Annotated in this window: 4 protein-coding genes and 2 pseudogenes; 5 read left to right on the top strand and 1 reads right to left on the bottom strand. The window is 48.6% G+C overall.

Features of this window, described 5'->3' with window-relative positions:
* Window positions 1–189 (bottom strand): annotated as a pseudogene (locus tag C5S62_RS13775) (hypothetical protein); the annotation flags it as partial.
* A 452-nt stretch (window positions 190–641) separates the two neighbouring features.
* Here C5S62_RS13775 and C5S62_RS02430 point away from each other — a divergent pair.
* The 5 genes and pseudogenes from C5S62_RS02430 to C5S62_RS02450 all read left to right on the top strand — a co-directional run.
* On the top strand, window positions 642–977 hold the full coding sequence (locus C5S62_RS02430; protein ID WP_025069034.1) for a hypothetical protein: 336 nt from the start codon (window positions 642–644) through the stop codon (window positions 975–977).
* Between the two features lie 7 nt (window positions 978–984).
* On the top strand, window positions 985–1,200 hold the full coding sequence (locus tag C5S62_RS02435; protein WP_025069035.1) for a hypothetical protein: 216 nt from the start codon (window positions 985–987) through the stop codon (window positions 1,198–1,200).
* An 11-nt stretch (window positions 1,201–1,211) separates the two neighbouring features.
* Window positions 1,212–1,433 (top strand): hypothetical protein, encoded by a 222-nt coding sequence (locus C5S62_RS02440; protein ID WP_018667431.1) that lies wholly within the window; start codon window positions 1,212–1,214, stop codon window positions 1,431–1,433.
* Between the two features lie 12 nt (window positions 1,434–1,445).
* Complete coding sequence (locus tag C5S62_RS02445; protein WP_018667430.1) at window positions 1,446–1,856, top strand: PcfK-like family protein; 411 nt, start codon at window positions 1,446–1,448, stop codon at window positions 1,854–1,856.
* 2 nt (window positions 1,857–1,858) lie between these two features.
* Window positions 1,859–2,046: pseudogene (locus C5S62_RS02450) on the top strand (PcfJ-like protein); the annotation flags it as partial.

Here is a 2,046-nt window from a genome sequence, read left to right on the forward strand (position 1 = left end):
ATGCCAGAGAGGTGCTTTTACGGATTTCTGACTGTTTTTCTTTTTCGCTGTCCATTTGAGCCGGAAGCGGAAAGCCGTGCAAGACCGCCCGCTCCATGAATGGAACAAGCCGTCACCCACGGCAGGCAAACCTGAAAGAATGATTTTATATGTCCGACCGGACACGTCCTGCCGGACATATAAAACCATACTTTCCACACGGTGGTTTGCCCGGTTCCACGCTTCCGGCTGTTTCCCTTTTTCTTTTGTGGACTTCTTTTTTACGGATTTCTCTTTTGAAGTTTTCCTGTCCAATCTGCCTCCACTTCCGTTTACCTCCATTTCCGCGCCTTTCAGTGAGCCGCATCAGGCAGTCATTTCCGTTCTGGGCGCAAAGGTAATTCCGGGATTGGACGGGAAAGCAAGGTCAAGCCTCCTGTTTTCTGCGGAAATCTCCAGCCCTGCGGGTAGTATTTCCGCGAAAAACCTTGCATTCCCTAATCCCTACCTTTTTAAGCACCCGAAACGAAAACGACCGATGCGACAGAAAGACGCATTAAAAAAAATGTCGGATAAACGAGAGGCAGATAAGATAGTTTGAAACTCAACTCCCTCAGCTCTTGAATCCGCATTAAAAACAAAAAATCAAAAACAAAACGGATATGGAAACAACAATGGCAACAAAATTCGTGGCTTGGGAAGTGCCGACATTGGAAACACTGAAAGGCAGTAAGGCTTACATCCTTCGTGAGAAACTGAACAACGGAGGACAGATGAACCGAGAGGAAAAGGATTGGCTCACCGAAAACGTGAACAGTAACACCTATTTCAAGAGCGCAGTCCCCTTGCAAGGCTGGAGGTTTGACTTCTCCGATGTTCTCCGCACGTTCCTCGTATGCCAATACGGACGTTGGACGGAATACAAGGCAACGGACAAGACCGGACTTCGCAGATACCTATACGGCAGGATAGACAACATTGTGGAACTTGAAAAATGATACGGCTATGACGGCAACGGCAAATTTCAGACAAGTGGCGCAATACATAGGACTTGCGATATGCGGTTTAATCGTGCGCACCGCCTTCGGGATATTGGACATCCTTTGGGGCATCATCACGGAGATAATAAACGGAGTGTTCCGAGTGGCGATAGGCGTAATCGTGGCTATCCTTTCCACAATCGCCTTCTTCGGCTTCATCCTTTGGTTATTCACCCTTTAACCCCTACCGAAATGGCAAAGAGAAGCAGCAAGACGGCAGCACAGCAGTGCAGATACTACGAGGTGGACAACATCTTCGTGTACATGGTGGAAACGTATATCAACGGAAACATATCCGTGTTCCGTGACCTCTACCACGAACTGAACAAGGACGCACGGAGGGATTTTACAGACTTCCTTTTGAGCGAGGTTGAGCCGACCTATTGGAGAGAGATACTGAAACAGACAATCTAAAATGACAGCGATATGAAAACGACAGACCATTTCAAGAGAACGATACAGATGTATTTGGAACAGCGGGCAGCGGAAGATGCGCTCTTTGCCAAGAACTACCGCAACCCAGCCAAGAACATAGACGATTGCGTGACCTACATTCTGAACTATGTGCAGAAAAGTGGTTGCAACGGCTTCACGGACGGAGAGATATACGGACAAGCCGTCCACTACTATGACGAGAACGAGGTAGAGGTGGGCGAACCTATCCAATGCAAGGTAGCCGTGAACCATGTGGTGGAACTCACAGCGGAGGAAAAGGCGGAAGCACGGCAGAACGCTATCCGACAATACCAAGACGAGGAACTCCGCAAGTTGCAGAACCGCAACAAGCCAACAGCGAAGAAAGAAACCAAAGTTGAACCATCACTATTTGACTTCTGATTATGAAACCGAGAACACGCATACAGCAGGAAGTCGCACGTTTGAGCAAGCGACTACCGAGATTGACCGAAGAACAAAGGGCATACGCTTTCCGCCATTGCTTCAAGCATTACGCCATCAAAAGGGCAGACGGCACGAACATCTGCACCGAGTGCGGACATTCGTGGAAAAGCGACCACGACCTTGCAGA

The sequence above is a fragment of the Prevotella sp. MGM2 genome (genome assembly GCF_002933955.1).
Lineage (GTDB): Bacteria > Bacteroidota > Bacteroidia > Bacteroidales > Bacteroidaceae > Alloprevotella.

Coding starts and splice junctions, on each gene's coding strand:
- C5S62_RS02430 (WP_025069034.1), top strand. CDS start 642: ATGGAAACAACAATGGCAACAAAATTCGTGGCTTGGGAAGTGCCGACA.
- C5S62_RS02435 (WP_025069035.1), top strand. CDS start 985: ATGACGGCAACGGCAAATTTCAGACAAGTGGCGCAATACATAGGACTT.
- C5S62_RS02440 (WP_018667431.1), top strand. CDS start 1,212: ATGGCAAAGAGAAGCAGCAAGACGGCAGCACAGCAGTGCAGATACTAC.
- C5S62_RS02445 (WP_018667430.1), top strand. CDS start 1,446: ATGAAAACGACAGACCATTTCAAGAGAACGATACAGATGTATTTGGAA.